Raw genomic sequence first — 25,104 nt, forward strand, 5'->3', positions numbered from 1 at the left:
TCACGGGCGCCACGCTGTATGAGCGATGGCGATGGCGCCGCCGGTCACGCGCGACGCCTCACGCCGCCGCGGCCACGCGCGCCATCCGTGCCCGCGCCATCGCCAGGAACACCTGCACGATCGGCTTCTCCTGCTGCCACTGCGGACACACGATGAAGCCGCGAAACACGATCTCCGGCGCGAACGGCCGGAACACGATGCGCTGCGGATTGGTCTCCTCGATCGCGAGCGGATTCACGATGCCCACGCCGAGCCCGCGCGCGACCAGCGCGCAGATGGTGGCGCCATACGGCGTCTCGATGGTCGGCACCTGATCCGCGTGGGCCTGGCGCAGCACGCGGTCGACGCTCGCGCGCGTGTCGTCGGCATAGGACGGCAGGATCAGCCGCTCGCCACGCAGGTCGGCCGCCACGATCCGCTTGCGCGAGGCGAGCGCGTGCCCGGCCGGCAGCGCGCACACGCCCGGCAGCCGGTACAGCGCGGCGCTCGTCACGCCGACCACGTCGGGCGTGGTGGTGGTGAAGCCGATGTCGCAATTCGACGACGAGGCCCAGCGCTGGATAGTGCCCTCGCTGCGCATTTCGAGCGAGACCGCCACGCGCGGATGCTCGGCGAGGAAATCGTCGATCACCGCGGGCAGGAACGACAGCGCCATGATCGGCGCCGCCACGAGCCGCAGCCGCCCGCTGCCGAACTGGCGGATCTCGCGCGCGGCCTGCCCGAGCTTCTCGAGCCCCACGAAACTGCGATCGACCTCGCGATAGAAGGCGGTGCCGGCGTCGGTGGCGCGAATCCGCCCGCCGTGGCGCACGAACAGCGCGAGCCCGGTGGCCGCCTCCAGCTCGGCGATCAGCCGGCTCACGCTCGGCTGCGAGGTGTTCATTTCCTCCGCGGCGGCCGTCATCGAGCCACGCAGCATCACCAGTCGGAAGGCCTCGATCTGCCGTTGGTTCATCCGTTCCCCCCTCGCCCGGCGCGCCGGATTTGTCAGGATTCCATCGCAGCTTGCCATATCAAAATTGAATGGAAGCTGTTTTTGTCGCTATTTGACCGGATCTCGTCCACAAACCTAGACTGGTTCCAAGCTCAAGCCACGGGGAATCCAGATGCGGCCCGACGCCTTGCTGTTCCATGACGCGTTCCGTCTCGCGCCGTACTGGTGGGATGCCGCGCCGCCGGAAACCGATCACGCGCCGCTGCCCGCGGCGGCCGACGTGGTGATCGTCGGCAGCGGCTACTGCGGGCTGTCCGCGGCGGCCGAGGCCGCGCGCCTCGGCCTCGCGACGGCGGTGATCGACGCGGCCGAACTCGGCGCGGGCGGCAGCACGCGCAGCGGCGGGATGGTGTCGAGCGGCCAGAAGCTCGCGCTGACCAACGCGATCCGCGGCGTCTCGGCCGAGCGACTGCACCGGCTGATGCGCGAGTCGATCGCGAGCTTCGATTTCCTCAAGCAGCTGGTGGCCGACGAACGGCTCGACGCCGACCTGCACATCAGCGGCCGCTTCTTCGGCGCCTACACGCCCCGCCATTTCGACACGCTGCGCGCGCAGGGCGAACTGCTGCGCGAGAAGACCGGCGTGACGGTCCACCTGATCCCGCGCGAGGCGCAGCGCGCGCTGATCGGCACCGATTACTACTATGGCGGCATCCTGATCGACGATTACGGCGGCCTGCACACCGCGAAGTATCACCGCGCGCTGCGCGCGCTCGCGCGCCGGCGCGGCGCGACGCTGCATTCGCATGCCGGCGCGCGCCGCATCGAGCGGCTCGGCGCGACCGCCGCCGGCGGCGCGCGGTTCCGCGTGCATACGGCGCGCGGCACGATCGCGGCGGCCCACGTGCTGGTGGCCACCAACGGCTACACCGGCGACCTGCTTCCGTTCCTCGCGCGCCGCGTGCTGCCGGTGGCGAGCTACCAGATCGCCACCGAGCCGCTGCCGCCGGGCCTGATGGACGCGCTGAACCCGGGCCGCCGCATGGTCAGCGATTCGCGCCGCAACCTGTTCTACACGCGGCCCTCGCCGGACGGCACGCGCATCCTGTTCGGCTCGCGCCCGGCGATCCGCGATCTCGACGAACGCGACGCGGCGCGCCGGCTCTACGCGAAGCTCGTGTCGCTGTGGCCGGCCCTGCGCGACGTGCGGCTCACGCATGCCTGGAAGGGTTTCGTGGCAATGACCAACGACCGCCTCGCGCATCTCGGCGAAGCCGACGGCATCCACTACGCGCTCGGCTGCAACGGCAACGGCGTCGCGCTGATGACGTGGCTCGGCCAGCGCATCGCGCGGCGCATCGCCGGCGCGGCGGCCGAGGCCGGCCCGTTCGGCGAGGGCGCGTTCCCGCTCGGCGCGGCCTCGCTGGCCCGAGCGCTGGCGGTGCCGGTCGGCGCGGCGCTGTACCAGCTCGACGACTACTGGAGCGGCCGGCATCGCGCCGCGCTGGCCTGATGTCCCGTTCCCGTTCGCAGGAGTTCGCGATGATCGCAGTGCGCAAGGTTTCGAAATGGTATGGCGGGCACCGCGTGCTCGACGACTGCTCGGCCGAGGTCGGGCGCGGCGAGGTGGTGGTGATCTGCGGGCCGTCCGGCTCCGGCAAGTCCACGCTGATCAAGTCGGTCAACGGGCTCGAATCGATCCAGCAGGGCGAGATCGTGATCGACGGGCGTCGCGTGGGCGGCAGCCCCGCGCAGCTGTCGGCGCTGCGCGCGACGGTCGGCATGGTGTTTCAGCACTTCGAACTGTTTCCGCACCTGACGGTGCGCGAGAACCTCGTGCTGGCCCAGGTGAAGGTGCTGCGGCGGCGCCGCGACGAGGCCGCCGAACGCGCGCGCACGCTGCTGCGCCGGGTCGGCCTGCATGCCCACGAGGACCGCTTTCCGGCCCAGCTGTCCGGCGGCCAGCAGCAGCGCGTGGCGATCGCGCGCGCGCTGTCGATGGACCCGGTCGCGATGCTGTTCGACGAACCCACCTCGGCGCTCGACCCGGAGATGGTCCACGAGGTACTCGACGTGATGACGGAACTCGCGCGCGACGGCATGACGATGCTGTGCGTGACCCACGAGATGGGTTTCGCGCGGCGCGTGGCCGACCGCGTCCTGTTCATGGATCGCGGCGCGATCGTCGAGGACGAAACCAGCGAGCGCTTCTTCGAGCGCCCGCGTTCCGCGCGCGCGCAGGAATTCCTGTCGCGCATCCTGCATTGAAGCGGGCGCCGCCCGCGCCGTCGCCCGCCAGTCTCACCCGCCGCCTCACCCGCGTCTGACCCGATCCGAAGGAGTTCCGCCATGCGTTTCCGCCAGTTCCTCCGTGCCGTCGCCGTTGCCGTGCCGCTGTCCGTCGCGGCTGCCTTCACGGCGTTTTCCGCCGCGCCCGCGTTCGCCGACGATCTCGGCACGCTGGCCCCGGGCAAGCTGATCGCGGGCGTGGACGCGAACAACAAGCCGTATTCCTACGTCGACAACGGCAGGATGACGGGCTTCGACGTCGAGCTGCTGCGCGCGATCGGCGCGAAGCTCGGCCTGCAGGTCGAGTTCCGCGCGCAGGACTTCGCCAGCATGCTGCCCGGCGTGGCGAACCGCCAGCTCGACGTGGCCGCCGGCTCGATCTCGATCACCACCGACCGGCTCAAGATGGTCGACTTCTCCGAAGGCTACCTGACCGGCCTGCTCAGCGTGGCGACGCTGCCGGACAGCCCGATCACGGCGGACCTCTCGACCGTCAAGGGCAAGCGGATCGGCGTGGTGCAAGGGACCATCGAGGACACCTACGCCGCCACCTACATCCCCGGCGCGCAGGTGGTGCGCTTCCCGAACCTGAACGCCGGCTTCCTGCAACTGCGGTCCAGATACATCGACGGCTACTTCATCGACAAGACGCTCGCGGTCGGCCTGCAGGCCAAGTATCCGCAGCTGAACCTGCAGGACAAGCTCGACATCTCGGCCGTCAACCTGCCGGCCGGCTTCCCGCTGCGCAAGGGCAACGCGAAGCTCGCGGCGGCGCTGAACCGCTCGATCGACGCGCTGGTGGCCGACGGCACCTGGCTCAAGCTCTACAAGCAGTTCAACCCGACCTACCCGACGCCGGCCAGCCTGCCGCCCTACGCCATGAAGACGGGCGGCTGAGCCGCGCCGCCCTGCCCGCCCCGCCCGGCCACTTTCACGAGGAGTCCATCATGCAGGCCTTCATCGAGAATTTCCTCGACTGGCAATTGCTGACGTCGTCGCTGCCGACGCTGCTCTACACCGGTCTCGTCAACACGCTGGTGCTGTCGGTGTTCGCCACGCTGCTCGGCATCGCCGCTGGCCTCGTGCTCGCGCTGATGGCGGTGTCGCCGGCGCGCTGGCTGACGGTGCCGGCACGCATCTACGTGGACGTGTTCCGCGGGCTGCCGGCCGCGCTCGTGATCCTGGTGGTCGGCCAGGGGCTCGCGCCGGTCGGGCTCGCGCTGTTCGGGCCGAACCCGTACCCGCTCGCGATCGTCGCGCTCGCGCTGATCTCGTCGGCCTACATCGCGGAGATCTTCCGCTCCGGCATCCAGAGCGTCGGGCGCGGCCAGCTCTACGCGTGCCAGGCGCTCGGCATGACCTACTGGGCCGCCATGCGCTACGTGATCGTGCCGCAGGGCATCCGGCGCATCCTGCCCGCGCTCGCGAACCAGTTCATCTCGATCGTCAAGGATTCGAGCCTCGTCTATTTCCTTGGACTGCTGACCTCGCAGCGCGACCTGTTCACGATCGGCCAGAACAGCGCCGTGAACACCGCGAACCTCTCGCCGCTGGTGGCGGCCGGCGCCGTCTACCTGCTGATCACGGTGCCGCTCACGCACGCGATCAACCATCTGGACCGCTGGACCAACCGCCATGCCAATCCCGGCGCGCAGCGGCCACCCCGGGCCGCCGCGATGCGGCGCGTGGTGCGCGCGGCCGTCGCGCGCGTCGCGCCGCGCCACTGAGCGCCGCGTCCCGTTACTTCTGACCAGGAAACCCGATTCGACATGGGACCGACAGTCGACACCGTAGCCGACGACACCCGGCCGCCCGCGCAAGCGGACGTCGTGGTGATCGGCGGCGGCATCATCGGCATCAGCACCGCGCTCGCGCTCGCCGACAAGGGCCTGTCCGTGGCGCTCTGCGAGAAAGGCCAGATCGCCGGCGAGCAGTCGAGCCGCAACTGGGGCTGGGTGCGCGTGACGCGCCGCGATCCGCGCGAGCTGCGCCTCGCGATCGAGAGCCTGCGGATCTGGCGCACGCTCGACGCCACGCTCGGCATCGACACCGGCTTTCGCCAGTGCGGCATCCTCTATATGTCCGGGGACGAGGCCGCGATCGACGACCATCGCGACTGGCTGCGCCGCGCGCGCGACGAGGCCGGCGACACGTTCGACACGCGCGAGGTGGGCGAGCGCGAGATCGCCGCGCTGCTGCCCGGCGCCACCGTGCGATACCGCGGCGGCCTCTACACGCCCGGCGACGCGCGCGCCGAGCCGCAGAAGGCCGCGCCCGCGATCGCCAACGCGCTGCGCCGGCGCGGCGTGTCGATCCTCACGCCGTGCGCGGCGCGCGGCATCGAGACGAGCGGCGGGCGCGCGAGCGCGGTGGTGACCGAACACGGCACGATCCGCTGCTCGGCCGTGGTGGTGGCGGGCGGCGCGTGGACGCGCTATTTCTGCCGCAGCCTCGACGTGGAGCTGCCGCAGCTGCTGGTGCGCGCCTCGGTGATGCGCACCGCGCCGCTCGCGGGCGGCCCCGAGATCAGCGCGAGCAACAAGCACTTCGCGTTTCGCAAGCGCGCCGACGGCGGCTATACGATCGCGGCCGGCTTTCGCACCTGGACCGATCTCACGCCCGACGCGTTCCGGCTGTTCTTCCTCTATCTCGAGGCGCTGAAAAGCCAGGGCGGCGCGATGCGGATCGGCATCGGCCGACGCTTCGTCGACGAACTGCGCCGCCCGCGCCGCTGGGCGCTCGACCGGCCGACCGAGTTCGAGCGCGTGCGCACGCTCGACCCCGAGCCGATCGCGCGCTACGTGGACCCGGGGCTCGCGGAGTTCCTGCGCGTGTTTCCGCATCTGGGCGCGGCACGCGTCGCGCAGCGCTGGGCCGGCTACATGGACGTGACGCCCGACGCGATTCCGGTGATCTGCGGCGTCGAACGGATCCCGGGCCTCTTCATCGGCACCGGCTTCTCGGGGCACGGCTTCGGCATCGGCCCCGGCGCGGGCCGGCTGATGGCCGACCTCGTCGCCAACGACACGCCGCTCGTCGATCCGCGCGCGTTCCGGCTGAACCGCTTCTACGACGGCACCAAGATCGTGATCGACGCCGGCTTCTGACCCGGGCGGGGCGGCGCGCGTCCGCCCCTGCCCCCTCCCCCACTTCACGAGGCTCTCCCATGACGGACAAGGTGGCGATGATTTCGGGCGCGAATCGCGGCATCGGGCTCGCGATCGCCCATGAACTGCGACGGCGCGGCTACCGGCTGTCGCTGGGCGTGCGCGATCCGGGCGGCCTGGGCGATACGTTTGCCGACACGTTCGCCGATGCCGGCGGCGGCGCGCCCGCCCCGGAGGTGCTGGCGACCCGCTACGAGGCGCGCGACCCCGAGGCCGCGCGCGCCTGGGTGGCCGAGACCCTCGCGCGCTTCGGCCGGATCGACGTGCTGGTCAGCAATGCCGGGATCTGCCGCCACATCACGTTCGACGACGGCACCGACGCGCTGCTCGAGGAGACGCTCGACATCAACGTCAAGGCGCCGTTCCGGCTCGTGCAGGCGGCGCTGCCGCATCTGCGCCGCGCGGGCGGCGCGCGCTTCGTGCAGATCGCGTCGCTGTCGGGCAAGCGCGTGCGCAACGCGAACGTCGGCTACCAGATGTCGAAGCACGCGGCCGTCGCGTTGACGCACGCGGTGCGCCGCGCCGGCTGGGACGACGGCCTGCGCGCGGTGGCGGTGTGCCCCGGCTTCGTCAACACCGAGATGGCGGCCGGCATCGCCGACCTGCCCGCCGAGGCGATGACGCAGCCAGACGATATCGCCCGGCTGGTCGCGAACACCATCGAGATGCCCGATTCGGCGAGCATCGCCGAGCTGCTGGTGAACTGCCGGCACGAGGATCTGTTCTGAGTCACCGTGATGCGCGGCGGGCGCGGACGGCGCCTTCATCGCGACGCCGCGGGCTACCTCAGGCGAAGCGCATGCCGCCCGTGTCGGTGCGGAACACGGCCACCGCGTCCTTGAGCACGCGCGTCTGGTCCTCCAGCGACAGCGCGGCGGCCGAGGCTTCCTCCACCAGCGCCGCGTTCTGCTGCGTGACCTGATCCATCTGCGCGACCGCGCGGTTGACCTGCTCGATGCCGGTCGACTGCTCGACCGAGGCGGCGGCGATCTCGCCCATCAGGTCGTTGACCTTATTGACCGACACCAGGATCTCGCCCATCACGCTGCTAGCCTGCTCGACCTGGCGCGCGCCGGCATCCACGCGCGCGAGCGAATCGGTGATGCGCTCCTTGATCTCCCGGGCCGCGTTCGCGCTGCGCTGCGCGAGCGAGCGCACCTCGCTCGCCACCACCGCGAAGCCGCGCCCTTCCTCGCCGGCCCGCGCCGCTTCCACGGCCGCGTTCAGCGACAGGATGTTGGTCTGGAACGCGATGCTCTCGATCACGTTGGTGATGTCCGAGATCTTGCCCGACAGTTCCGAGAGCCCGCGCATGGTCGCGACCATCTCCTTCGAGGCCTGGCTGCCCTGCTCGGTCAGCGCCGCCGTGCCGTTCACGAGCTGGGTGGCCTGCTTCGCGTTGTCGGCGTTGTGGCGCACCGTGCTGGTCAGCTGCTCCATCGACGACGCGGTCTGCTGCAGCGCCGCCGCCTGCTGCTCGGTGCGCTGCGAGAGATCGGTGTTGCCGCTCGCCATCTCCTGCACCGCCGTCACGATCACGTCGCTGCCGCCCTGCACCGCGCGAACGATGCCCGACAGGCTGCCCTTCATCTCCTTCATCGCCACGAACAGCTGCCCGATCTCGTTCGACGACTCGCGCCCGGGCGCGATCGCGACCGTCAGGTCGCCGCGCGCGACGTGCTCGACCACCACCACCGCTTCCTTGAGCGGCTTCACGATCGCGCGCTCGAGCCCGACGTAGACCAGCACGATCAGCACGCACGACAGCGCGAGCAGCCCGATCGCGACGCCGATCAGCAGCGTGCGCGCGTTGGCGTTCTGCTCCTGCAGCGCCTTGGTCTGGCTCGCGGCGACCGTGAAGAACGCCTCGCTGCTCTTGCCGAACACCATGCTGGTCTGCGTCATCGAGCCTTCGTTGGCCTCGGCGTAGGCCTTCAGGTCGCCGCTCGAGATCGCCGCGAACAGGCCGTCGATGGCGCCGGAATGCGCGCGGAACGCGTCGACCACGGTTCCGGCCGCGCCGCGCAGGTCGTCGTCGTCCTTCGGGATCTTCTCGAACGCGGCGTCGGCGGCCTTCGCCAGATCCAGGTAGCGGCGCGCGTCGGCCAGCGCGCCGTCCTTGGCCGACGAGTTCGAGCTGATCGCGATGAAGGCGCGCGACAGCGCGCTGCGGGCCTTCAGGTTGTTGATGTAGACGTCCTTGAGGTCGATCACCTGCGCGTTCAGCGTGGCAATCTTCGCGGACAGCGCGTTGTTTTCGTTGAGCGAGACGATGCCGAGCAGCGCCATGACCAGCACCAGTGTCCCGAACAGCCCCAGCACCGCAACAAAACCCGTTCTCACGGGCAGGTTCTTCAGTTTCATCCGTTTCCCTTTCGAGGTTCCCCTTCGCGGACCTGCTGGCGCCGCGAGCCTCCTGCCGCCCGTCGCGACAATCTCCGCCCGTGCATTAACGGATTGCGCCGGCGGGACTTAAGGGATGCCGGCGTCGTTTCCTTGCCGTTGCCTTTCCGTCGGCTTATCGCCGTGCCTCGCCATACCTCGCCGCGCCTCGCCGTGCCTCCGCGTTGCCGAATCGCCGACCGGATTCGCGAACAATTCGCCGATCGATGCACGGTGGCCACTGTCCGCGAGCGGTCATGACATCAGGCCGCCACACGACACGGGCAGGCGGCGCGCGGCATGGATCGGTCATTCGACCGATACCGCCGCGCCCGGCCGGCTGCGATTCTTGTCATCAGGCCATCCGCCATGCCAACGAGGTTTCCTTGAAGTCCATCTCCATCCATCCCGTCTGGGTCCGCGCCTTCCACTGGATCAACGCCTGCGCGGTGATCGTCATGTGCATGAGCGGCTGGCAGGTCTACGAGGCGTCCCCCCTGTTCGGCGCGCTCCATTTCCCGGCCGCCGTCACGCTCGGCGGCTGGCTCGGCGGCGCGCTGCTCTGGCACTTCGCGATGATGTGGGTGCTGGTGGCCAACTTCGCCGCCTATCTGGCGCTCGGCGCGTTCACCGGGCGGCTGCGCCGGACCCTGCTGCCGCTGCGCCCGCGCGCGCTCGCCGCCGATTTCGGCGCGGCGCTGCGCGGCCGGCTCGGCCATGCCGCGCCGGGGCAGTACAACGCGGTGCAGAAGCTGGCCTATCTGGTCGTGATCGCTGACCTCGTGCTCGTGATCGTGTCGGGGCTGGCGGTCTGGAAGTCGGTGCAGCTGCCGGCGCTGCGGATGCTGATGGGCGGCTACGACGACGCCCGGATCGTCCACTTCGTCGCGATGAGCGTGCTGGTCGGCTTCTTCGCCATCCACGTCGCGATGGTCGCGCTGGTGCCGCGCACCTTGCTCACCATGATCCGGGGCCGCTGACCATGGACTCACGCAAACCACCCTATACGCCCGACGCCGCCTCGATCATCAAGGACGCGCACCGGGAGCTCGACTCGTCCACGCGCCGCCTGTTCGGCAAGCGTCTGCTGACGCTGGGCGGCCTCGCGCTGCTGAGCGGCTGCGAGCCGAGCAGCGACGGCGCGGTCAACCGGCTGCTGCGCACCATGTCCTCGTTCAACGACGGCGTGCAGGCGCGGCTGTTCGATCCGGCCAAGCTGGCGCCCACCTATCCGGAATCGATGATCACGCGGCCGTTCCCGTTCAACGCGTTCTACGACATCGACCAGGTGCCGGACGTCGACGCGCGGACCTATCGGCTCGAACTGTCGGGGCGCGTGAACGGCAAGCGCAACTGGACGCTCGGCGAACTCGGCGCGCTGCCGCAGCGCAGCCAGGTCACGCGGCACATCTGCATCGAGGGCTGGAGCGCGATCGGCAAGTGGGGTGGCGTGCGCTTCTCCGATTTCCTGCTGCTGGCCGGCGCCGACACCACGGCGAAATACGTCGCGCTGCACTGCGCCGACAACTACTGGACCAGCATCGACATGCCGAGCGCGCTGCATCCGCAGACGCTGCTGGCGCTGAGCTACGACGGCCAGACCCTGCCGGCCAGGTACGGCTTCCCGATGAAGCTGCGGCTGCCGACCAAGCTTGGCTACAAGAATCCGAAACACATCGTCGCCATCACGGTGACCAACGAATTTCCCGGCGGCTACTGGGAAAACCAGGGCTACAACTGGTTCGGCGGATCGTGATCCGCCCGCCGCATTCTCTAATCGCAACAGATCAACACGGAGTCATCATGTCCACTCGTTTCAAGCTCGCGGCATCGCTCGTCGCGCTCACGCTGGCCGGCGCCGCGCTCGCTCAATCTCCGGCGGCCAAGCCCGAGCGGATTCGCGGCGAAGTCGTGTCGCTCGCGGGCAGCACGCTGACGGTTCACCGCCGCAGCGGCGACAACGTGACCATCGAGATGAGTGATGCTGCGCACATCAACGCGGTGAAGGCGATCCAGCTCTCCGACATCAAGCCGGGCTCCTACGTCGGCGCGGCCGCCATGCCCGGTCCCGACGGCAAGCTGACCGCCCGCGAAGTGCTGGTGTTCCCCGAAGCCGCGCGCGGCATGGGCGAAGGCCACTACGCCTACGACCTCGGCGCGAACAGCTCGATGACCAACGCCAACGTGGACACGGTGGTGGACAGCACCAACGGGCGCGACCTGAAGCTCTCGTACAAGGGCGGCAGCAACGTCGTCACCGTGCCGCCGGGCGCGCCCGTGGTCACGCTGATTCCGGCCACGCGCGCCGACCTGACGGCCGGCAAGAAGGTGTTCGTGGTGGCGGTGCCGGCGAAGGGCAGCTATGGCGCCCAGTTCGTCGTGGTGGAAAAGGACGGCGTGGCGCCGCCGATGTAAGCGGCGCGGCGGTGCCGGGCACATCGCGCCCGGCACCGCCGCCCGGGTCGATTCGATGAATCGATCCCACACGGGCATGCCGCCGGCAAGCCGGCGGCATGCCCGTTGCGCCTATATCATCCCCAGCACGAACAGCACCAGCACGACGATCAACACCACGCCCAGCGCGCCGCTCGGCCGGTAGCCCCAGCTGCGGCTGTGAGGCCACGCCGGAAACACACCGATCAGCACGAGCACAAGCACGATCAACAGCAGCAGTTCCAGCGACATGTCGTTTCTCCGTTGAACAAGGTTGACGTCGTCCCGACGAGCCGGGGGCGTGGCCGCCGTCGCGCCCGTTGCGTGCGCAACCATTCCGGCCTGCCCTCCGGGCGCCTCATCGATGCTTGGTATTTGCGTCAGTGAATGTGGCCGCCGAACAGGCCAAGCAGGCCGATGACGATCAGGTAGATGGCGACGATGTAGTTGAGCAGGCGCGGTGCGGCCAGGATCAGGATGCCCGCGATCAGCGAAACCATGGGGCCGGCATGCGTGGTGATGTTCATGATGTCTCCGTTGGGATGGACCGGCGGGTTGGATGCGGTCTCGACGATGGTACGTTTGCTCCGTCGCCTATAAAACGGAAGATGTTACGAAACGTTGCCCGTCCCGCCATGCCGCCGGATGGCAAAGGTTTGACGCCGTGGTCTTCCGCGAATCAACCGGCGTGGCGGCCGGGTCAGCCGGCCAATCGCTTCCGGCATGACGGTGCCTGCTTTTCCGCGCTGCCATCGCGACGATGCGTCGTCGCTTGCCGCTCGCGGCACGCGAACAGCCGGCAAGCCGCGATCGCGCGGCCTGCGATCGCGGTGGTGGCCGGCTCGCGATGCGAGGGCCGCCAGCCGTTCACGTTCAGCAACGAATATGTCGGCGCTGTTACCGAAATCGCCTTCCGTTCACCGCGACAGTCCCGCCCGATCAAGACAGCTCACGACCGCTCACGCGCCCGTTTCGCCACCGTCGGAAGACGGAGGGCCCGCGCCCCGACCGGTGCTTTCGCAACGGCCGGGATCGCGCGTCGCGTTTCCATCCCATGGGGCTCCGCCCGACACCCCGGCCGCGAACGTCCCGCGCGCAAGACATCGGCGGCGACACGGAACGGCAACCCCGGCATCGGCCGAGTCCACCTTGCCACGAGCGCAGGGCGCCCCTTCCCCGAGTGGTGTTCAGGGATACCACCGAGCCGGCCTTTTTTGAAATCTGCTTGCACCGGTACCACCCATGCAATACATTGGTTTCTCTCAAACCAATTTGCGAGGCCGATCATGCGTCACCTTTCCATCGCACTGGCTGGCGCCGTGGCGTTCGGCGCCGTTGCCGCCCATGCGCAAGAAGTCGTCGTCATCGGGCATTCCGCGCCGCTGACAGGCCCGCAGGCCGCCAACGGCAAGGACAACGAAAACGGCGCCCGCCTCGCCGTCGACGAATTGAACAAGCAGCACGTCATGGTGGCCGGCAAGGCCGTGACGTTCAAACTGGACTCGCAAGACGACCAGGCGGACCCCAAGGTCGGCGTGCAGGTGGCGCAGAACCTCGTCGATCACGGCGTGGTCGCGGTGCTCGGCCCCTACAACTCCGGCGTCGCGATCCCGGCCTCGCGCGTCTACAGCGGCGCGGGCGTGCCGCTGCTGCCGGTGGCGTCGAATCCCGCGCTCACGCAGCAGGGCTTCACGAACATCTTCCGGATCGGCGCCAGCGACGAGCAGCTCGGCGGCACCATGGCCGAGTTCGCGGTCAAGACGCTCAAGGCGAAGACGGCGGCCATCATCGACGACCGCACGGCCTACGGGCAAGGCGTGGCGCAGCAGTTCGAGAAGGTCGCGAAGGCCAGCGGCCTGACCATCGTCGACCATCAGTTCACGAACTCGCAGGCCACCGATTTCCTCGGCATCCTCACCGCGATCAAGGCCGAGAATCCGGACGTGATCTTCTTCGGCGGCTACGCGGCGCAGGGCGCGCCGATGGCCAAGCAGATGCGCCAGCGCGGCCTGCGCGCGAAGCTGCTCGGCGGCGACGGCATCTGCTCGGCGGACATGGGCAAGGTGGCCGGCGACGCGGCCTCCATCGTCTATTGCGCGCAGGGCGGCGTGGCGCTGGAAAAGACCGCCCGGGGCCGCGACTTCCTCAAGAAGTACCAGGACGCCTATCACACGCCCACCCAGGTGTACGGCGTGAACTACTACGACGGCGTGAAGATGCTGGCCGACGCGATGGTCAAGGCCGGCACCACCACCGACAAGGCCAAACTGACCGCGCAACTGGCCCGCGAGCACTACCAGGGCGTGGCCGGCACCTACTCGTTCGACGCCAGGGGCGACCTGCAGGGCGCGCCGACCACCGTCTACGTGATCAAGGACGGCCTGCCCGTCCCCTACGCGCAGTAAGCCACTCCCCCACGAACGGCACCATTCGATGAAACCGACCCGTACCCTCTCGACAGTCGAAGTCCACACCGGCGGCGAGGCGTTCCGCATCGTCACGAGCGGGCTGCCGCGGCTGCCGGGCGACACCATCGTCCAGCGCCGCGCCTGGCTCAAGGACAACGCCGACGAGATCCGCAAGGCCCTGATGTTCGAGCCGCGCGGGCATGCCGACATGTATGGCGGCTACCTGACCGATCCGGTCTCTCCCGATGCCGATTTCGGCGTGATCTTTCTGCATAACGAAGGATATAGCGACCACTGCGGCCATGGCGTGATCGCGCTGTCCACGGCGGCGGTGGAGCTGGGCTGGGTGCAGCGGACCGTGCCGGAAACCCGGGTCGGCATCGACGCGCCGTGCGGCTTCATCGAGGCGTTCGTGAAATGGGACGGCGAACACGCCGGCACCGTGCGCTTCGTGAACGTGCCGTCGTTCCTCTGGAAGCGGGACGTGAGCGTCGAGACGCCGAGCTTCGGCACGGTGACGGGCGACATCGCCTACGGCGGCGCCTTCTATTTCTACGTGGACGGCGAGCCGTTCGGCCTGCAGGTCCGCGAGTCGGAGGTCGAGAAGCTGATCCGCTTCGGCGCGGAAGTGAAGGCCGCCGCGAATCTGGCGTTCCCGGTGCAGCATCCCGAGATCCCGGAGATCAACCACATCTACGGCACCATCATCGCGAACCGGCCGCGCCACGCGGGTTCGACGCAGGCGAACTGCTGCGTGTTCGCCGACCGCGAGGTCGATCGCTCGCCGACCGGCTCGGGCACCGGGGGCCGCGTCGCCCAGCTGTATCAGCGCGGCGAACTCGCGGCCGGCGAGACGCTCGTCAACGAGTCGATCGTCGGCACCGTGTTCAAGGCCAAGGTGTTGCGCGAGACGACCGTGCGGGGCATGCCGGCCGTGATCCCCGAGGTCGAGGGCGAAGCCTACGTCTGCGGCTTCGCGCAATGGATCATCGACGAACGCGATCCGCTCACCTACGGCTTTCTGGTCCGCTGAGGTTTCTCCCTGAATCTTCTCCCCCTACCAGGGGTTGGTCGGCGCGCGCCGTGGCGGCGCGCGCTTTTTTTTGGTCAGAGCGGAGCGATGTCGCGCTGCACGCGGTGGATGTGCTGCTCGACGTAGAACGCCGCCGCGTCCGCGTCGCCATGGACGATCGCCTCGTAGATCAGCCGGTGTTCCGCCACGTACAGCCGGATGCGCTGCGGATCGTAGATCCCGTCGTCCTTGACGCGCTTCCAGAGCGACTGGTCCATGGTGTCGGCGATCTCCTGCGCCAGCTTCACCAGCAGCGCGTCCCCCGTCATGATCGCGAGCTGCCGGTGGAACAGCCGGTCGCTGTTGTTCCAGAGCGCCTGCTGCTCCTTGTCGGTGACGTCGGTGAGCGTTTCCATCTGCGCCAGATAGTGCTCCGCCAGCGGATCGCGCTTCTTGTGGGCCGCCGCGCGCCGCGCGATCGCCGGCTCGAGAATCAGGCGCACGTCGAGCGTCGCGGACGGGCTGTAGTCGGCGGCATGAAACGCGGCGTCGCTTTCGGGCAGCACCGCGCGCGCCAGCAGTTCCGGCGCGTTGGCCGACACATAGGTGCCGGAATTGCGGCGCGTGACGACGAGCCCCTCGTTCTGCAGCGCGCCGATCGCCTCGCGCACCGCCGGCCGCCCCACGCCGAACAGCGCCGCGAGTTCGCGCTCCGACGGCAGGCGGGCATCGGGCGCATAGCGGCCCGCCCGGATCTCCGCACGGATCTTCTCCGAGACCTGCTCATAGATCTGCAGCGGGCGGAAAGTGCCGGGAAGCTCCAGTCGGGCAGATGCCATAACGATGTCCATGTTTCCAGTGTGGTCCTGAATATACCACCTGGCCGAGGGGATTCGAGGAGCCACGAAGCGGCCGTCGTCTCGTCGGTCGGGCGCCGCTAAATGGCCCCGATGCCGGTCCGGCAGCGTGAAAACACGAGCCGTTCTGGCTTGTTATAGTACCAGGCGTGGTTTAAATTCAAGCCAATATTCGTGGCGACCGAGATCGCCCGATGCCCCTTTTCCTCCAACCAGGACATCGCCCATGCATACCGCGGAGCTGAAGATTTTCGACGCGCAATCGACCGCGCAGCTGCTCGACTACTCCACGCTGATCCAGGTCTTGCGCGAGACCGTAACGGAATACGGCGCAGGCGGGATCGTCAGCCCGGAGCGCCTCGTCGTCCCGCTGCAGGCGGGCGGCCTGATGCTGTCGATGCCGTCGAGCGCCGCGGACATCGCCATCCACAAGCTCGTCAACGTCTGCCCCACCAACGCGCAGCGCCAGCTGCCGACCATCCACGGCCAGGTGATCGCCTGCGATGCGCATACCGGCCAGATGCTGTTCGTCCTCGACGGCCCGACGCTCACCGGGCGCCGCACGGCGGCCGTGACGGCGCTCGGCATCCTGGCGCTGCACGGCGAAGCGCCGAAGGAATGCCTCGTCATCGGCACCGGCAAGCAGGCCGCCAACCACGTCGAAGCGCTCGCCGTGCTGTTCCCGCGCGCGCGCATTCTGTGCCGGGGCCGCTCGTCCGAGAGCACCGCGCGCTTCGTGGAGCAGCAGCGCGGCGTGGCGCCGAACCTCGTGGCGCTCGACGGCGAGGTGCCGGCCGGCACCGACGTCGTGATCGCGGCGACCACGAGCAGGACGACGGTGTACGACGCGCCCGCCCGCGAGGGGCGCCTCGTGGTCGGCGTCGGCGCGTTCACGCCCGACGCGGCGGAAATCGGCAAGACGACGGTGGATGGCAGCTACCTCGTGGTGGACGATCCCCTCGGCGCGAAACACGAGGCCGGCGACCTGATCCAGGCCGGCGTCGATTGGGGCAAGGTCCACTCGCTCGCGGATGCGCTCGACGGCAAGCTCGATCCGCGCGCGCCGGTGTTCTTCAAGAGCGTCGGCTGCGCCGCCTGGGATCTGGCGGCCTGCCGGGTCGCGCGGCGGGCGATCGGCTAGGCGGCGGGTGAAGGCGGTCACGCCCATGGCGCGTCGGAACGGCGCTTGCCGGGCCGTTGAGCGCGGTTTTTCAAACTGCGCCCGCAACGCCCGATCGCGCCTGCCGGTTCGGCCCGGGCAGCCGCGGCAGGCCCACGCCCAGCCGCGAGGCCAACCTGCAATTCGCGACGCGGGAAGCCCTGGTGTGAAAGGGGCGGCTCCAATCGTTACGGCGTGAGCGGGATGCTCCGTCCGAACGCCTCGCGCGAGCATGGGCCTCGGACGCTTCGCCGCCCGCGCCGGGCAAGCGCCTGGTCGCGAAGCCAACGCGCCGCGACGGCAGCCGCCGGTCAACCCGTTCCGGCCGTATCGGAACGGGACGTCAGCCAGATCAGGGCCGCCGCGATCAACGGCAGCACGGCACTCGCGAGGAACGTCTCGCGGTAGCTGTGGCTGTCGAACAGCAGTCCACCAACCGTGGCACCGGACGCGATCGCCAGTTGCACGATGGCGACCAGCAGGCCGCCACCGGCTTCCGCGCTGTCGGGAAAGATTCTGGCGACCCACTCCCGCCAGCCCCCACGATCCCGGCAGCGCAAACACTGGAGCCTCCGATTCGACGGCTTCCACCTCTACTATCCGAGCCGACGCCAGCCGTCGCCGGCATGCTCGAAGGTGGTCGAAGCGTCGAGACCGCGTGACTGAAGCATGGTGATCCGCCACCCGCCACGGCACGACGTCGGGACGGGGGCGCTGCGCCGGGAATCAGCCTGGCCGCGCAACGCAAAACGCCTCGCCGGAGTCGATCCGGCGAGGCGTTCATGCACGCTGCAGCCTTCAGGCATGACTGCGCATTACTTCTTGAGCTGGTCCTTGACGGCGTCGCTCACCTTGCCGACATTCGACTGGACCTTGCCGGCCGTTTTCTCGGCGACCCCTTCCGCCTGAGTCGAGCGGTCGCCCGTGACTTTGCCGATCGCTTCCTTGATCGATCCCTTCACCTGCTTGACGGCGCCTTCAATGCGGTTCTTGTCCATGATGGGTTCCCTCCGGTTTGACGATAGAGATGGTCGGTGCCTTCCGGTGCAACCGCTTGCCTGCACACGGAATGGAACCAGTATCGTCACGTAGCGCACGGCGAACCAGAAGCGGATGCATTATCCGATCCAGTGCATTTGCCGCAGGTTCGGCCGGGTCACTTCTCCTTCGTCTTCCTCGACGGGCTCCGGTCCTGACGCGCCGCGATGGCCTTGCCGAAATGCCCGCGGGCTTGGGCCCAGACGATGGCTTCGGCACGGCTATGCACGTCGAGCTTCGCGTAGATGGTCGCGACGTGATTGCGCACGGTGGCGGGCGACAGCTCCAGCGCTTTCGCGATGTCCTTGTCCGAGAGCCCCTTGCACAACTGCTCGAACACGTCGCATTCGCGGGCGGTCAGATCCGAGAGATGCGCGCCCGCATCCGGCGCGTTGGCGCGGCGCACGTTGGCCAGCTTCTCGATGAGGGTCCGGCTGAACCACGACGCGTCCTGCATGACCGTCTCGATCGCCGACACCAGCTCCATCTCCGAGCGCTTGCGATCGGTGATGTCCAGTATCGCCATCAGCACGCATTCCGTGCCGTGAATGGTCACCGGTTCCGCCGACACCAGGCAATCGAGCACGCTGCCGTCCTCGGCGCGGATGCGGAACTCGACGCTGCGAACGTTGCCGGACTGCTGCAGTAGGTCGGCGATCGTCTGCGCGGCGTCATCGACCCATAATCCCACTTCATCGATGCGCTTTCCGACGATCTGCTCGGTGCCGAAGCCCGTCGTGGCCGTGAACGCATCGTTGACGTCCAGCGTCATGCCGCCATCGGTCGCATAGAGCACGGTCGGTATCGGGTTCATCCGGAACGAGCGCTCGAACCGCTCCTCGCTCTGCTTCAGCGCGGTCTCGGCGCGCTTGCGCGGCTCCAGATCCATGAAGGTGAAGAGCATGCAGGCTTCGTCGCCGATCTCGATCGGCTGCCCGGCCACCACGACAAACTTCGTGATGCCTTCGGGCAGCTTCAGCACGGCTTCCATCTGTGGAATGGTCGCGCCTTCCCTCAGACGCTCGATGGCGAGCTCGCGCCGGTCCGCCGCCTCGAACACGTCGAGTTCGAACACGGACCGCCCGATCACGTCTTCACGCACATACCCGGTCATTTCCAGGAACCCCTGATTGACCTTGATATAGCGTTGATCCTGCAGCCGGCAGATGAGCGCGGGCGCCGGGTTCGCATTGAACGTCCTCTCGAAGCGCTGTTCGGCGCTCGCCCAGTCGCTCGCGTCGTGGAGGATCAGCGCCAGGCAATCCGGCTCGTCGTTCGCGTTGGTCAGCACGAGGCTGCGAATCCGGTGCACCCAACGCGCGTCCTCTTCGTCGGCCCGGCTGACTTCGACGATCACGTCGCTGAAGCTCTCGCCCGCGATGACCCGGTCGATCGGATAGCTGCCCGGCTGCACCGTATGGTTGTTCCGGTAGCGCAGCCGGAAGCGTTCGCGGTACTCGTCGACATTCGCGCCGAGATCGGCGAGCGTTTCCGCGCCATGCATTTCGAGCGCGGCCTGATTCGCCCAGACGATCGTCTGGTCCGGCTCCGCCAGGATCACCCCTTCGGTCAGGCCGCTCATGATCTGGTGCAATTGCTTGCGGTCGGTCTGCCTGCGCAGGACCTTGTCGTCGATTCGTGCCTGCTCGGAGGCCTCACGATCCTGAGGGGAATCGCTCATCTTCTTTTCTCCCATGTCATCCCGGGCGAGCGCCGCATCGCGATGGCGGCGGCCCGCTGAAGTTTGACACCAGCCGCGCCGGACCGCAAAGCTTTGCACCACCGTGGCATACGCACCACGCGAGACAGTGCGAATGCACCATTCGCCCGTGGCCTCGCGTCCCTACACTGCTCCCAGTTTCCGCTTCTCCCGGCCGGGGTCGTCGTTCCGATCCAGGCCGGACCGACGGCCGGCCTCTCGCCCGAAAGCGCGAGGCGCATGCGCCCCGAGGGGCCCGCGAGCCTGCCGTCGCCAAGCGTCCACCCGACTACCAAGGAGAGTGTTGATGAACGCATTTGATTCGATCCGCCAACCCGTCCGCCGGGTCCCGGCACGCCCGTCATGGAGCGCGGTGTTCGTCGGCTTCGCGATTGCCATGTCCACCTACCTGTTTCTCGCCATCCTCGGCACCGCGATCGGCGCCAGTGCGTTCGACCCGCTCGGCGAACGCAATCCGTTCAGCGGATTCGGTACGGCCGCGAGCATCTGGGTGGCCGTGTCGACGCTGCTGGCGCTGGCGGCGGGCGGCTTTTTCGCCGGCCGTTCGGCGCCGGGTAAGGGTGCGTTGCACGGCTTCCTGAGCTGGTCGCTGACGACGCTGGCGACCGTCTATCTGGTGTCGAGCATGGCCAGCGGCGCGATCGGCGCGGTATCGGGCGTCGCGGGCCAGGGGTTGTCGATGGCCGGCCAGGGCATCGCCGCCGTGGCGCCGACGCTGGCATCCGGCGCGACGGCGGCGCTGCGCAGGAATGGCGTGTCGCCGAACCTCGACGATATCGAGGCGAACCTCGAAACCCTGCTGAACCAGTCGGGCAAATCGGCGCTCGCGCCGTCGCAGCTGGCTTCGGCCGCAAGCGCCGCCGCGGCGGATGCCGGCTCGACGGCGAGCCAGGCAGCGGCCAACCCGCAGTCGTCCGGCACGGATCTGAAGGATTTCTTCGCGCGGCTGAAAGCGAAGGCCCAACCTGCGATGGACGCGGCCGACCGCGATGCGCTCGTGAACATCATCGTCGCACGCACCGGCAAGTCCCGACAGGAGGCGGAACATATCGCCGACAACTACGTGCAGGCCTACCAACAGGCGCGGCAGCAGTTTCAGGAGCTGAAGCAGGCGGGCGAACAGAAGGCCCGTGAAGCCGGCGACGCGGCATCGGCCGGCGTGAGCCGGATGGCGTGGGCCGCTGTCATCGTTCTGCTGCTCGGGGCGATTGTCTCGGCCCTGGCGGGTCGGATCGGTCACCGCACGAACCGCGCGATCGCGACGCCCGCCGCCCGGGAAAGCGTGTCCTGACCCACGGCGAACGCGCCACCACGACCAGTCCGATTATCAAGTTCTCGAGGAGGATTTCCATGAAGCCGCGTATTGCAATGGTTGCTCTGCTCGCCGCGCTGCCCGCGTTGGTCCTGACGCCGCAAGCGTATGCCAAGGGATGTCTGAAAGGTGCCGCCGTAGGCGGCGTGGCGGGCCACGTCGCGGGCCATCATGCGATCGCCGGAGCCGCGATCGGCTGTGCGGTCGGCCATCATCAGGCGGCCAAGAAGGACAAGGCCGCCGCCGCGCAGCGCGCGTCGGACGCATCGAAGCCGGAATGAGCGCGGCTCGCTACCTGCCGCCGCGGCAACCGTTACGTCGCGCGGCGGTCACTACGTGATTGGACTCTACAGCGTCGTGCTACTCAAGGGCGGGAGGACGTCGTCAGTACATCGCACTCGGCCTCGGCCTGCCACTGCGGCCCGGCATGTCTGGGCCTACGACTTTGTGTTCGATGCCTGCGCCAACGGTCAGCAGTTGAAGTGTCTGACGGTGATCGACGAATATACGTGCGAATGCCTAGCCATCGACGTGGCAGGGTCGATTCGCTCGGAGCGGGTGATCGACGTGTTGTCACGACTGGTCAGCCTGCACGGTGCGCCACGTTATTTGCGTTCGGACAACGGGCCGGAGTTCGTGTCACGCGACATGCTGAAATGGGCGGCCCGGAACGGCATGGAGATGGCGTTGAGCGATCCCGGCAAGCCTTGGCAAAACAGCGCCGATGAAAGCTTCAACGGCAAGTTCAGGGACGAATGCCTGAGCCTGGAGTGGTTTCCGACACGGGTCGAAGCCAAGGTCGTCATCGAGCAGTGGCGGCGTCACTACAATGGCATCCGGCCGCATTCGAGCCTAGCCTACCTGACGCCAAACGAGTTTAAGCAGCGATACTGTTCAACTGAGGCAATCGAGGCCGTTCCCCAAGATTGAAGCGGTCCGAAGAAATCAGGCAGGTCAGTCGGCGGAACCATACCGGCGTCCCGGGATGTAGAACATCTCAATGTATTCGAACACGTCCGAGATAGCCGCAGCCCTATTCGGGTAGATGCGCCGCTTGGTTCCCTTTGTTCGACGCGCCGAAAAATCTTTCGGGAACGGCGCATCATGTGCCCATATCACAATTATTGCTGCCGCCAGTTCACTTCCTGCAGTGGGGGACGGTGATCGCCAGCGACTCACATTGCATCGGAATCAAATGACTTTCCAAGTCATTCAGGCTTCACAACAACCGACAAGCACATCGGACGCCGAAGATGACAATTTCGGCTAAAGCATTTACCCTCTCCAACCTGAGCAGGCTAGAATAAATTGACATTACACGCCAAATTCAGAACAATCAGACATCCATAAAATACGTGCGACAAAACATCTCCAACGACAACAGTTCATTTGACTTTACAATTAAAGGCCCCTCCGGTCAGCAACACGACATTTCCGTGCAAATCTCGGAACATCCGGAACGCTTCGAAATCAAAGCGACTTACGAAAATGGATGCTTAAGCAATCCACCGGGAAGCGTTATAGTTAACTGGATTTCCATCTATGAGCCTCCAAATTGCTACACAGAAGGCTACGTAGATATCGGCGCAGGAAGGCGACATATCGAGATCGCGGAGTTTCGGGGCATAGGTTTAGGCTCATATTTTATGAGCTTCATCATCAAATGGGCAAAGCATTTACCGGATGTACCTGTACTTCCCATCTTGCTATCTGCCGAAGATGCAAAAACGGATGAGGCCAAGGAACGCAGAAATCGATTTTGGAGAAATCTAGGGTTTGTATTGGATTTGGATAATGAAGAAACATTTGGCGAATCCGAGCCGTTGATGAACACTCAACTAACCGAGCCCAAATACAGATTAACCAACGGCTGGACAATAGAAAAACGCGAGTGAAATACCTCCTTACCCGAAAGATGTTTTTGGTAAGGCAACTGGATTACAATCCTCGCTCAATCGCCATCTGGCATGGGAACAAGAGAACCAGATCCAATTTTCGGCACGACAGAAAATGACAATTGCCACTGCATATGAAATATAATTGAGGTTGTGGCACGCAAGCCTCCGACCTCTAAATTACGCCGCCAGCCATCCAAAGCACCTAGCGTCCTTGCACAAATACTAAACGTTCAAAACAAAAGAACGATACAGAGAACGATGAGCAGTAGAGTCACCCCAAGGCAAAACACCGGATGGGTCGTTAGCCAATTCCAGGCATTCGCGGCCCTAGCCTCTTGCCCATAATAAGTCTTCCCCTCGTAAATCTCCGCCCTCCCATCAGAATAACTTATATTGGTCGGATAAGTAGCAGAAATCTTATTATCACCCACATAAAGGTACGTGATATCTACAACCGACCCAGGCATTATTGATCCAACCGAAATTACATTTTTTTGCTTGTTATTCTTCACTTCATCCCCGTTCATAATCCACAACGAAGGTGAGTTCCTAAGCTCAACTTGGACACCCGAAGCCTCCTTCTCCCCATCGTTCTGGATACTACAATACTCTCCGCTTTGCACCCAAAAATCCGAGTATTTGACATTCTCTTCCGAAAGCACTTTTAGGGATGGATATCGAGCCGTAATCGCTGCATTCACCGCATCAACATTCTCTGATTGGCATGCTGCGCCAATCTTGGAATTCAGCGCGATATCCGCCGACACCAGTTGCTTACACTGAGCCTCCTCTTTCACGTACTCACTCGCCATCGCATTGTAAAATACACCCACGTCGTAATTCCGCCGAACACAGTAGGCAGATAGACTCGCCTCATGAGGGAACACATAGGCCAAAATAGCCACAACACTTGCAAGAAACGCCGCAGCACCAACTACGACAGAAGCAAACTGCTTAAGTGTTAAATTCATACGTAATCACTGCAGAGTGAAAACACATTGGAAAAGTAGAATCTATCGAGCAGAAACTACTCACTTCCAAGTAAATCAACGAAATTAGAAATGTCAGTTGCCGCAGCTCAGCTGCAACCTACGCTTGAACCCGATTCGAACGCGCTGCCACCTGCAACGATCCGCATGGTGGGCAGCTCTCCCACGCATTAACGGTTGCCTGCGAGAAAAATTGATACCCCCCCGAGGCGAATTTTGAGGCATCCCCCAAAATATTTTTCCCTCATTTTGTTATAAGCTCCTCGGGAGATGTTTTAGGGCATTTTTCCCCGCTCGCACGTCACAAACGTTGCTGGCGCCTGCTACAGGCTTCGTCTGCCGCGACTCTTCGACACGAGCTCGACTCATGTCATGTCCGACATCGTGGATGCTCCAGTTGCAGCAGACCGTTTCGTCGCGTCTGAAATCTCGGCGTGCCTCGACGAACCGTGCGCCCTCCGTGCGTCGTTCCTCATGCATGGAAACGAGCCGTTGTACAAGATCCACTTTCGATGTGCTGGCACACCGAAAACGCATACGCCGCGATTACCGCGTCGCTAGTGATTCCCTTGACACCCGCAGCCTACGCTCGCCAACTGACGACGAAAGGAGAGTTAACACCCCCGGGCTCTAAAGCCTAGTTTTACTGAAAACGGGGAGACGTCGCGACGATCGCCCCGAGCATCACGCCATTAAGGGGTCCGATGGCAATTTTTGTTCTTGAGAATTACACCAGAAGTTGTATATATTGGCGCATGATGCACCATATCTAGTAGTGCCGAGAAAAATCGCCTGTGGAGGTCCCCCGCATGCAAGACATCGACAAAGTCGCCATTGCGCGTGAAGTGCGGCGTTTCCAGTACGAGATTTGGCAGCGCGCTGGGACCACTCACAAGACGATACCGCATCTGCTTCAGCTCTTCCGTCCTGACCATGCAGCTGCAGTCCACGGCATCGAATACGACGTCGCTGCGGGCTCACTTGGCGTGCACGGCGTGGGCGACGCTCAGTACCAGGTGGCTGGGCTAGTCGACGTTTCCCGCTCAACGATTCGTATAGCAGGGAACTTGCCCTACGAAGTCCAGCGCTTCACCGGCGCGCATGAGCTCGGGCACATCGTGTTGCATCCTGGGCTCCCGTTGCATCGGGACCGGCCCCTCGTGGGCGATGCACCGCTCCTCGACCGTGAGGAGCGCGAGGCCAACTACTTTGCCGCGTGCTTCCTAGCCCCGGAGAAGATGGTTCGGCAAGCGTTTCATGAACTCTTTGGCGTCAAGACTCTCCATCTCGGAGATACCGTCGCGTTCGCGCTTGCTGGCAACAACGGCATGCAGGAGCTCCTTCGGTCGAAAACCGGCTCGCTTGAATTCCCGCGTGCGGTGGCAACTGCGCGGAAATTCGGCTCCAGCCACTTCAAATCGCTCGCGAATGTGTTCGGCATGTCGCCGACGGCGATGGCAATTCGCATCCAGGAACTCGACCTGGTCAGCTACTGACGCCCCCTAC

Annotated in this window: 24 protein-coding genes and 2 pseudogenes; 17 read left to right on the plus strand and 9 right to left on the minus strand. The window is 66.0% G+C overall.

Annotation, left to right across the window (positions count from 1 at the left end):
• Positions 1–58: 58 nt before the first annotated feature.
• Entirely contained in the window at positions 59–955 is an 897-nt protein-coding gene (locus tag bpln_RS28395; RefSeq protein WP_042628484.1) for a LysR substrate-binding domain-containing protein, read from the minus strand.
• A gap of 151 nt (positions 956–1,106) precedes the next feature.
• On the opposite strand from bpln_RS28395, the gene bpln_RS28400 reads away from it, so the two are divergent.
• From bpln_RS28400 to bpln_RS28425, 6 genes are all read left to right on the plus strand, one after another.
• Positions 1,107–2,447 (plus strand): NAD(P)/FAD-dependent oxidoreductase, encoded by a 1,341-nt coding sequence (locus tag bpln_RS28400; protein ID WP_055140690.1) that lies wholly within the window; start codon positions 1,107–1,109, stop codon positions 2,445–2,447.
• Positions 2,448–2,476: 29 nt separating this feature from the next.
• Positions 2,477–3,202: an amino acid ABC transporter ATP-binding protein gene (locus bpln_RS28405; protein WP_042629559.1), complete on the plus strand. Its 726-nt coding sequence runs from the start codon at positions 2,477–2,479 to the stop codon at positions 3,200–3,202.
• Between the two features lie 81 nt (positions 3,203–3,283).
• On the plus strand, positions 3,284–4,120 hold the full coding sequence (locus bpln_RS28410) for a substrate-binding periplasmic protein (RefSeq protein WP_055140691.1): 837 nt from the start codon (positions 3,284–3,286) through the stop codon (positions 4,118–4,120).
• A 50-nt stretch (positions 4,121–4,170) separates the two neighbouring features.
• Positions 4,171–4,950 (plus strand): amino acid ABC transporter permease, encoded by a 780-nt coding sequence (locus bpln_RS28415; RefSeq protein ID WP_042628487.1) that lies wholly within the window; start codon positions 4,171–4,173, stop codon positions 4,948–4,950.
• Positions 4,951–4,992: 42 nt separating this feature from the next.
• Positions 4,993–6,330, plus strand: a complete 1,338-nt coding sequence (locus tag bpln_RS28420; protein WP_042628488.1) for an NAD(P)/FAD-dependent oxidoreductase — start codon at positions 4,993–4,995, stop codon at positions 6,328–6,330.
• A gap of 59 nt (positions 6,331–6,389) precedes the next feature.
• Positions 6,390–7,118 (plus strand): SDR family NAD(P)-dependent oxidoreductase, encoded by a 729-nt coding sequence (locus bpln_RS28425; RefSeq protein ID WP_055140692.1) that lies wholly within the window; start codon positions 6,390–6,392, stop codon positions 7,116–7,118.
• Between the two features lie 58 nt (positions 7,119–7,176).
• Here the strand turns inward: bpln_RS28425 and bpln_RS28430 are convergent, their stop codons facing one another.
• On the minus strand, positions 7,177–8,754 hold the full coding sequence (locus bpln_RS28430) for a methyl-accepting chemotaxis protein (protein ID WP_042628490.1): 1,578 nt from the start codon (positions 8,752–8,754) through the stop codon (positions 7,177–7,179).
• 404 nt (positions 8,755–9,158) lie between these two features.
• On the opposite strand from bpln_RS28430, the gene bpln_RS28435 reads away from it, so the two are divergent.
• From bpln_RS28435 to bpln_RS28445, 3 genes are read left to right on the plus strand one after another with little or no spacing between them, the layout of a single operon-like run.
• The gene (locus bpln_RS28435) at positions 9,159–9,752 is read left to right on the plus strand and encodes a cytochrome b/b6 domain-containing protein (protein ID WP_055140693.1); all 594 of its coding nucleotides are present in this window, start codon (positions 9,159–9,161) and stop codon (positions 9,750–9,752) included.
• A 2-nt stretch (positions 9,753–9,754) separates the two neighbouring features.
• Positions 9,755–10,528 carry a molybdopterin-dependent oxidoreductase gene (locus bpln_RS28440; protein WP_042628492.1) on the plus strand — a complete coding sequence of 258 codons (774 nt, stop codon included), beginning with the start codon at positions 9,755–9,757 and terminating at the stop codon, positions 10,526–10,528.
• A gap of 47 nt (positions 10,529–10,575) precedes the next feature.
• On the plus strand, positions 10,576–11,187 hold the full coding sequence (locus tag bpln_RS28445) for a hypothetical protein (RefSeq protein ID WP_042628493.1): 612 nt from the start codon (positions 10,576–10,578) through the stop codon (positions 11,185–11,187).
• A 111-nt stretch (positions 11,188–11,298) separates the two neighbouring features.
• Here bpln_RS28445 and bpln_RS34645 read toward each other — a convergent pair whose 3' ends face one another.
• Together bpln_RS34645 and bpln_RS34650 are read right to left on the minus strand one after the other, a co-directional pair.
• Positions 11,299–11,457 carry a DUF3309 family protein gene (locus bpln_RS34645; protein ID WP_042628494.1) on the minus strand — a complete coding sequence of 53 codons (159 nt, stop codon included), beginning with the start codon at positions 11,455–11,457 and terminating at the stop codon, positions 11,299–11,301.
• A gap of 128 nt (positions 11,458–11,585) precedes the next feature.
• Positions 11,586–11,732: a DUF3096 domain-containing protein gene (locus tag bpln_RS34650; RefSeq protein ID WP_080937466.1), complete on the minus strand. Its 147-nt coding sequence runs from the start codon at positions 11,730–11,732 to the stop codon at positions 11,586–11,588.
• A 759-nt stretch (positions 11,733–12,491) separates the two neighbouring features.
• On the opposite strand from bpln_RS34650, the gene bpln_RS28455 reads away from it, so the two are divergent.
• Both bpln_RS28455 and lhpH read left to right on the plus strand, forming a co-directional pair.
• Positions 12,492–13,610 carry a branched-chain amino acid ABC transporter substrate-binding protein gene (locus bpln_RS28455; RefSeq protein ID WP_042628495.1) on the plus strand — a complete coding sequence of 373 codons (1,119 nt, stop codon included), beginning with the start codon at positions 12,492–12,494 and terminating at the stop codon, positions 13,608–13,610.
• 28 nt (positions 13,611–13,638) lie between these two features.
• On the plus strand, positions 13,639–14,646 hold the full coding sequence (gene lhpH / locus bpln_RS28460; protein WP_055140695.1) for a trans-3-hydroxy-L-proline dehydratase: 1,008 nt from the start codon (positions 13,639–13,641) through the stop codon (positions 14,644–14,646).
• Positions 14,647–14,720: 74 nt separating this feature from the next.
• On the opposite strand, the gene bpln_RS28465 is transcribed toward lhpH, so the two are convergent.
• The gene (locus bpln_RS28465; protein WP_042628497.1) at positions 14,721–15,464 is read right to left on the minus strand and encodes a FadR/GntR family transcriptional regulator; all 744 of its coding nucleotides are present in this window, start codon (positions 15,462–15,464) and stop codon (positions 14,721–14,723) included.
• A gap of 244 nt (positions 15,465–15,708) precedes the next feature.
• Between bpln_RS28465 and lhpI the strand changes: the two genes are divergently transcribed.
• Entirely contained in the window at positions 15,709–16,623 is a 915-nt protein-coding gene (gene lhpI / locus bpln_RS28470) for a bifunctional Delta(1)-pyrroline-2-carboxylate/Delta(1)-piperideine-2-carboxylate reductase (protein WP_055140696.1), read from the plus strand.
• 329 nt (positions 16,624–16,952) lie between these two features.
• On the opposite strand, the pseudogene bpln_RS28475 reads toward lhpI, so the two are convergent.
• The 3 genes and pseudogenes from bpln_RS28475 to bpln_RS28485 all read right to left on the minus strand — a co-directional run.
• Positions 16,953–17,180: pseudogene (locus bpln_RS28475) on the minus strand (MFS transporter); the annotation flags it as partial.
• A 276-nt stretch (positions 17,181–17,456) separates the two neighbouring features.
• Positions 17,457–17,639 (minus strand): CsbD family protein, encoded by a 183-nt coding sequence (locus tag bpln_RS28480; protein WP_042628500.1) that lies wholly within the window; start codon positions 17,637–17,639, stop codon positions 17,457–17,459.
• A 158-nt stretch (positions 17,640–17,797) separates the two neighbouring features.
• Positions 17,798–19,360, minus strand: a complete 1,563-nt coding sequence (locus bpln_RS28485) for a PAS domain S-box protein (RefSeq protein ID WP_055141262.1) — start codon at positions 19,358–19,360, stop codon at positions 17,798–17,800.
• A 325-nt stretch (positions 19,361–19,685) separates the two neighbouring features.
• Between bpln_RS28485 and bpln_RS28490 the strand changes: the two genes are divergently transcribed.
• The 4 genes and pseudogenes from bpln_RS28490 to bpln_RS36290 all read left to right on the plus strand — a co-directional run bounded on the left by bpln_RS28490 (position 19,686) and on the right by bpln_RS36290 (position 22,606).
• A complete protein-coding gene (locus bpln_RS28490) occupies positions 19,686–20,690 on the plus strand; it encodes a YrzE family protein (protein WP_042628501.1) in 1,005 nt (334 codons plus the stop codon).
• Positions 20,691–20,749: 59 nt separating this feature from the next.
• Positions 20,750–20,992, plus strand: a complete 243-nt coding sequence (locus bpln_RS28495) for a hypothetical protein (RefSeq protein WP_080937467.1) — start codon at positions 20,750–20,752, stop codon at positions 20,990–20,992.
• A gap of 94 nt (positions 20,993–21,086) precedes the next feature.
• A pseudogene (locus tag bpln_RS28500) lies at positions 21,087–21,641 on the plus strand (IS3 family transposase); the annotation flags it as partial.
• Between the two features lie 425 nt (positions 21,642–22,066).
• A complete protein-coding gene (locus tag bpln_RS36290; RefSeq protein ID WP_148654214.1) occupies positions 22,067–22,606 on the plus strand; it encodes a GNAT family N-acetyltransferase in 540 nt (179 codons plus the stop codon).
• Between the two features lie 233 nt (positions 22,607–22,839).
• On the opposite strand, the gene bpln_RS36295 is transcribed toward bpln_RS36290, so the two are convergent.
• On the minus strand, positions 22,840–23,580 hold the full coding sequence (locus tag bpln_RS36295) for a hypothetical protein (RefSeq protein WP_148654215.1): 741 nt from the start codon (positions 23,578–23,580) through the stop codon (positions 22,840–22,842).
• Between the two features lie 827 nt (positions 23,581–24,407).
• Here bpln_RS36295 and bpln_RS28505 point away from each other — a divergent pair.
• Positions 24,408–25,094: an ImmA/IrrE family metallo-endopeptidase gene (locus bpln_RS28505; protein ID WP_055140699.1), complete on the plus strand. Its 687-nt coding sequence runs from the start codon at positions 24,408–24,410 to the stop codon at positions 25,092–25,094.
• Positions 25,095–25,104 lie beyond the last annotated feature (10 nt).

This window comes from Burkholderia plantarii, from assembly GCF_001411805.1.
GTDB lineage: Bacteria > Pseudomonadota > Gammaproteobacteria > Burkholderiales > Burkholderiaceae > Burkholderia > Burkholderia plantarii.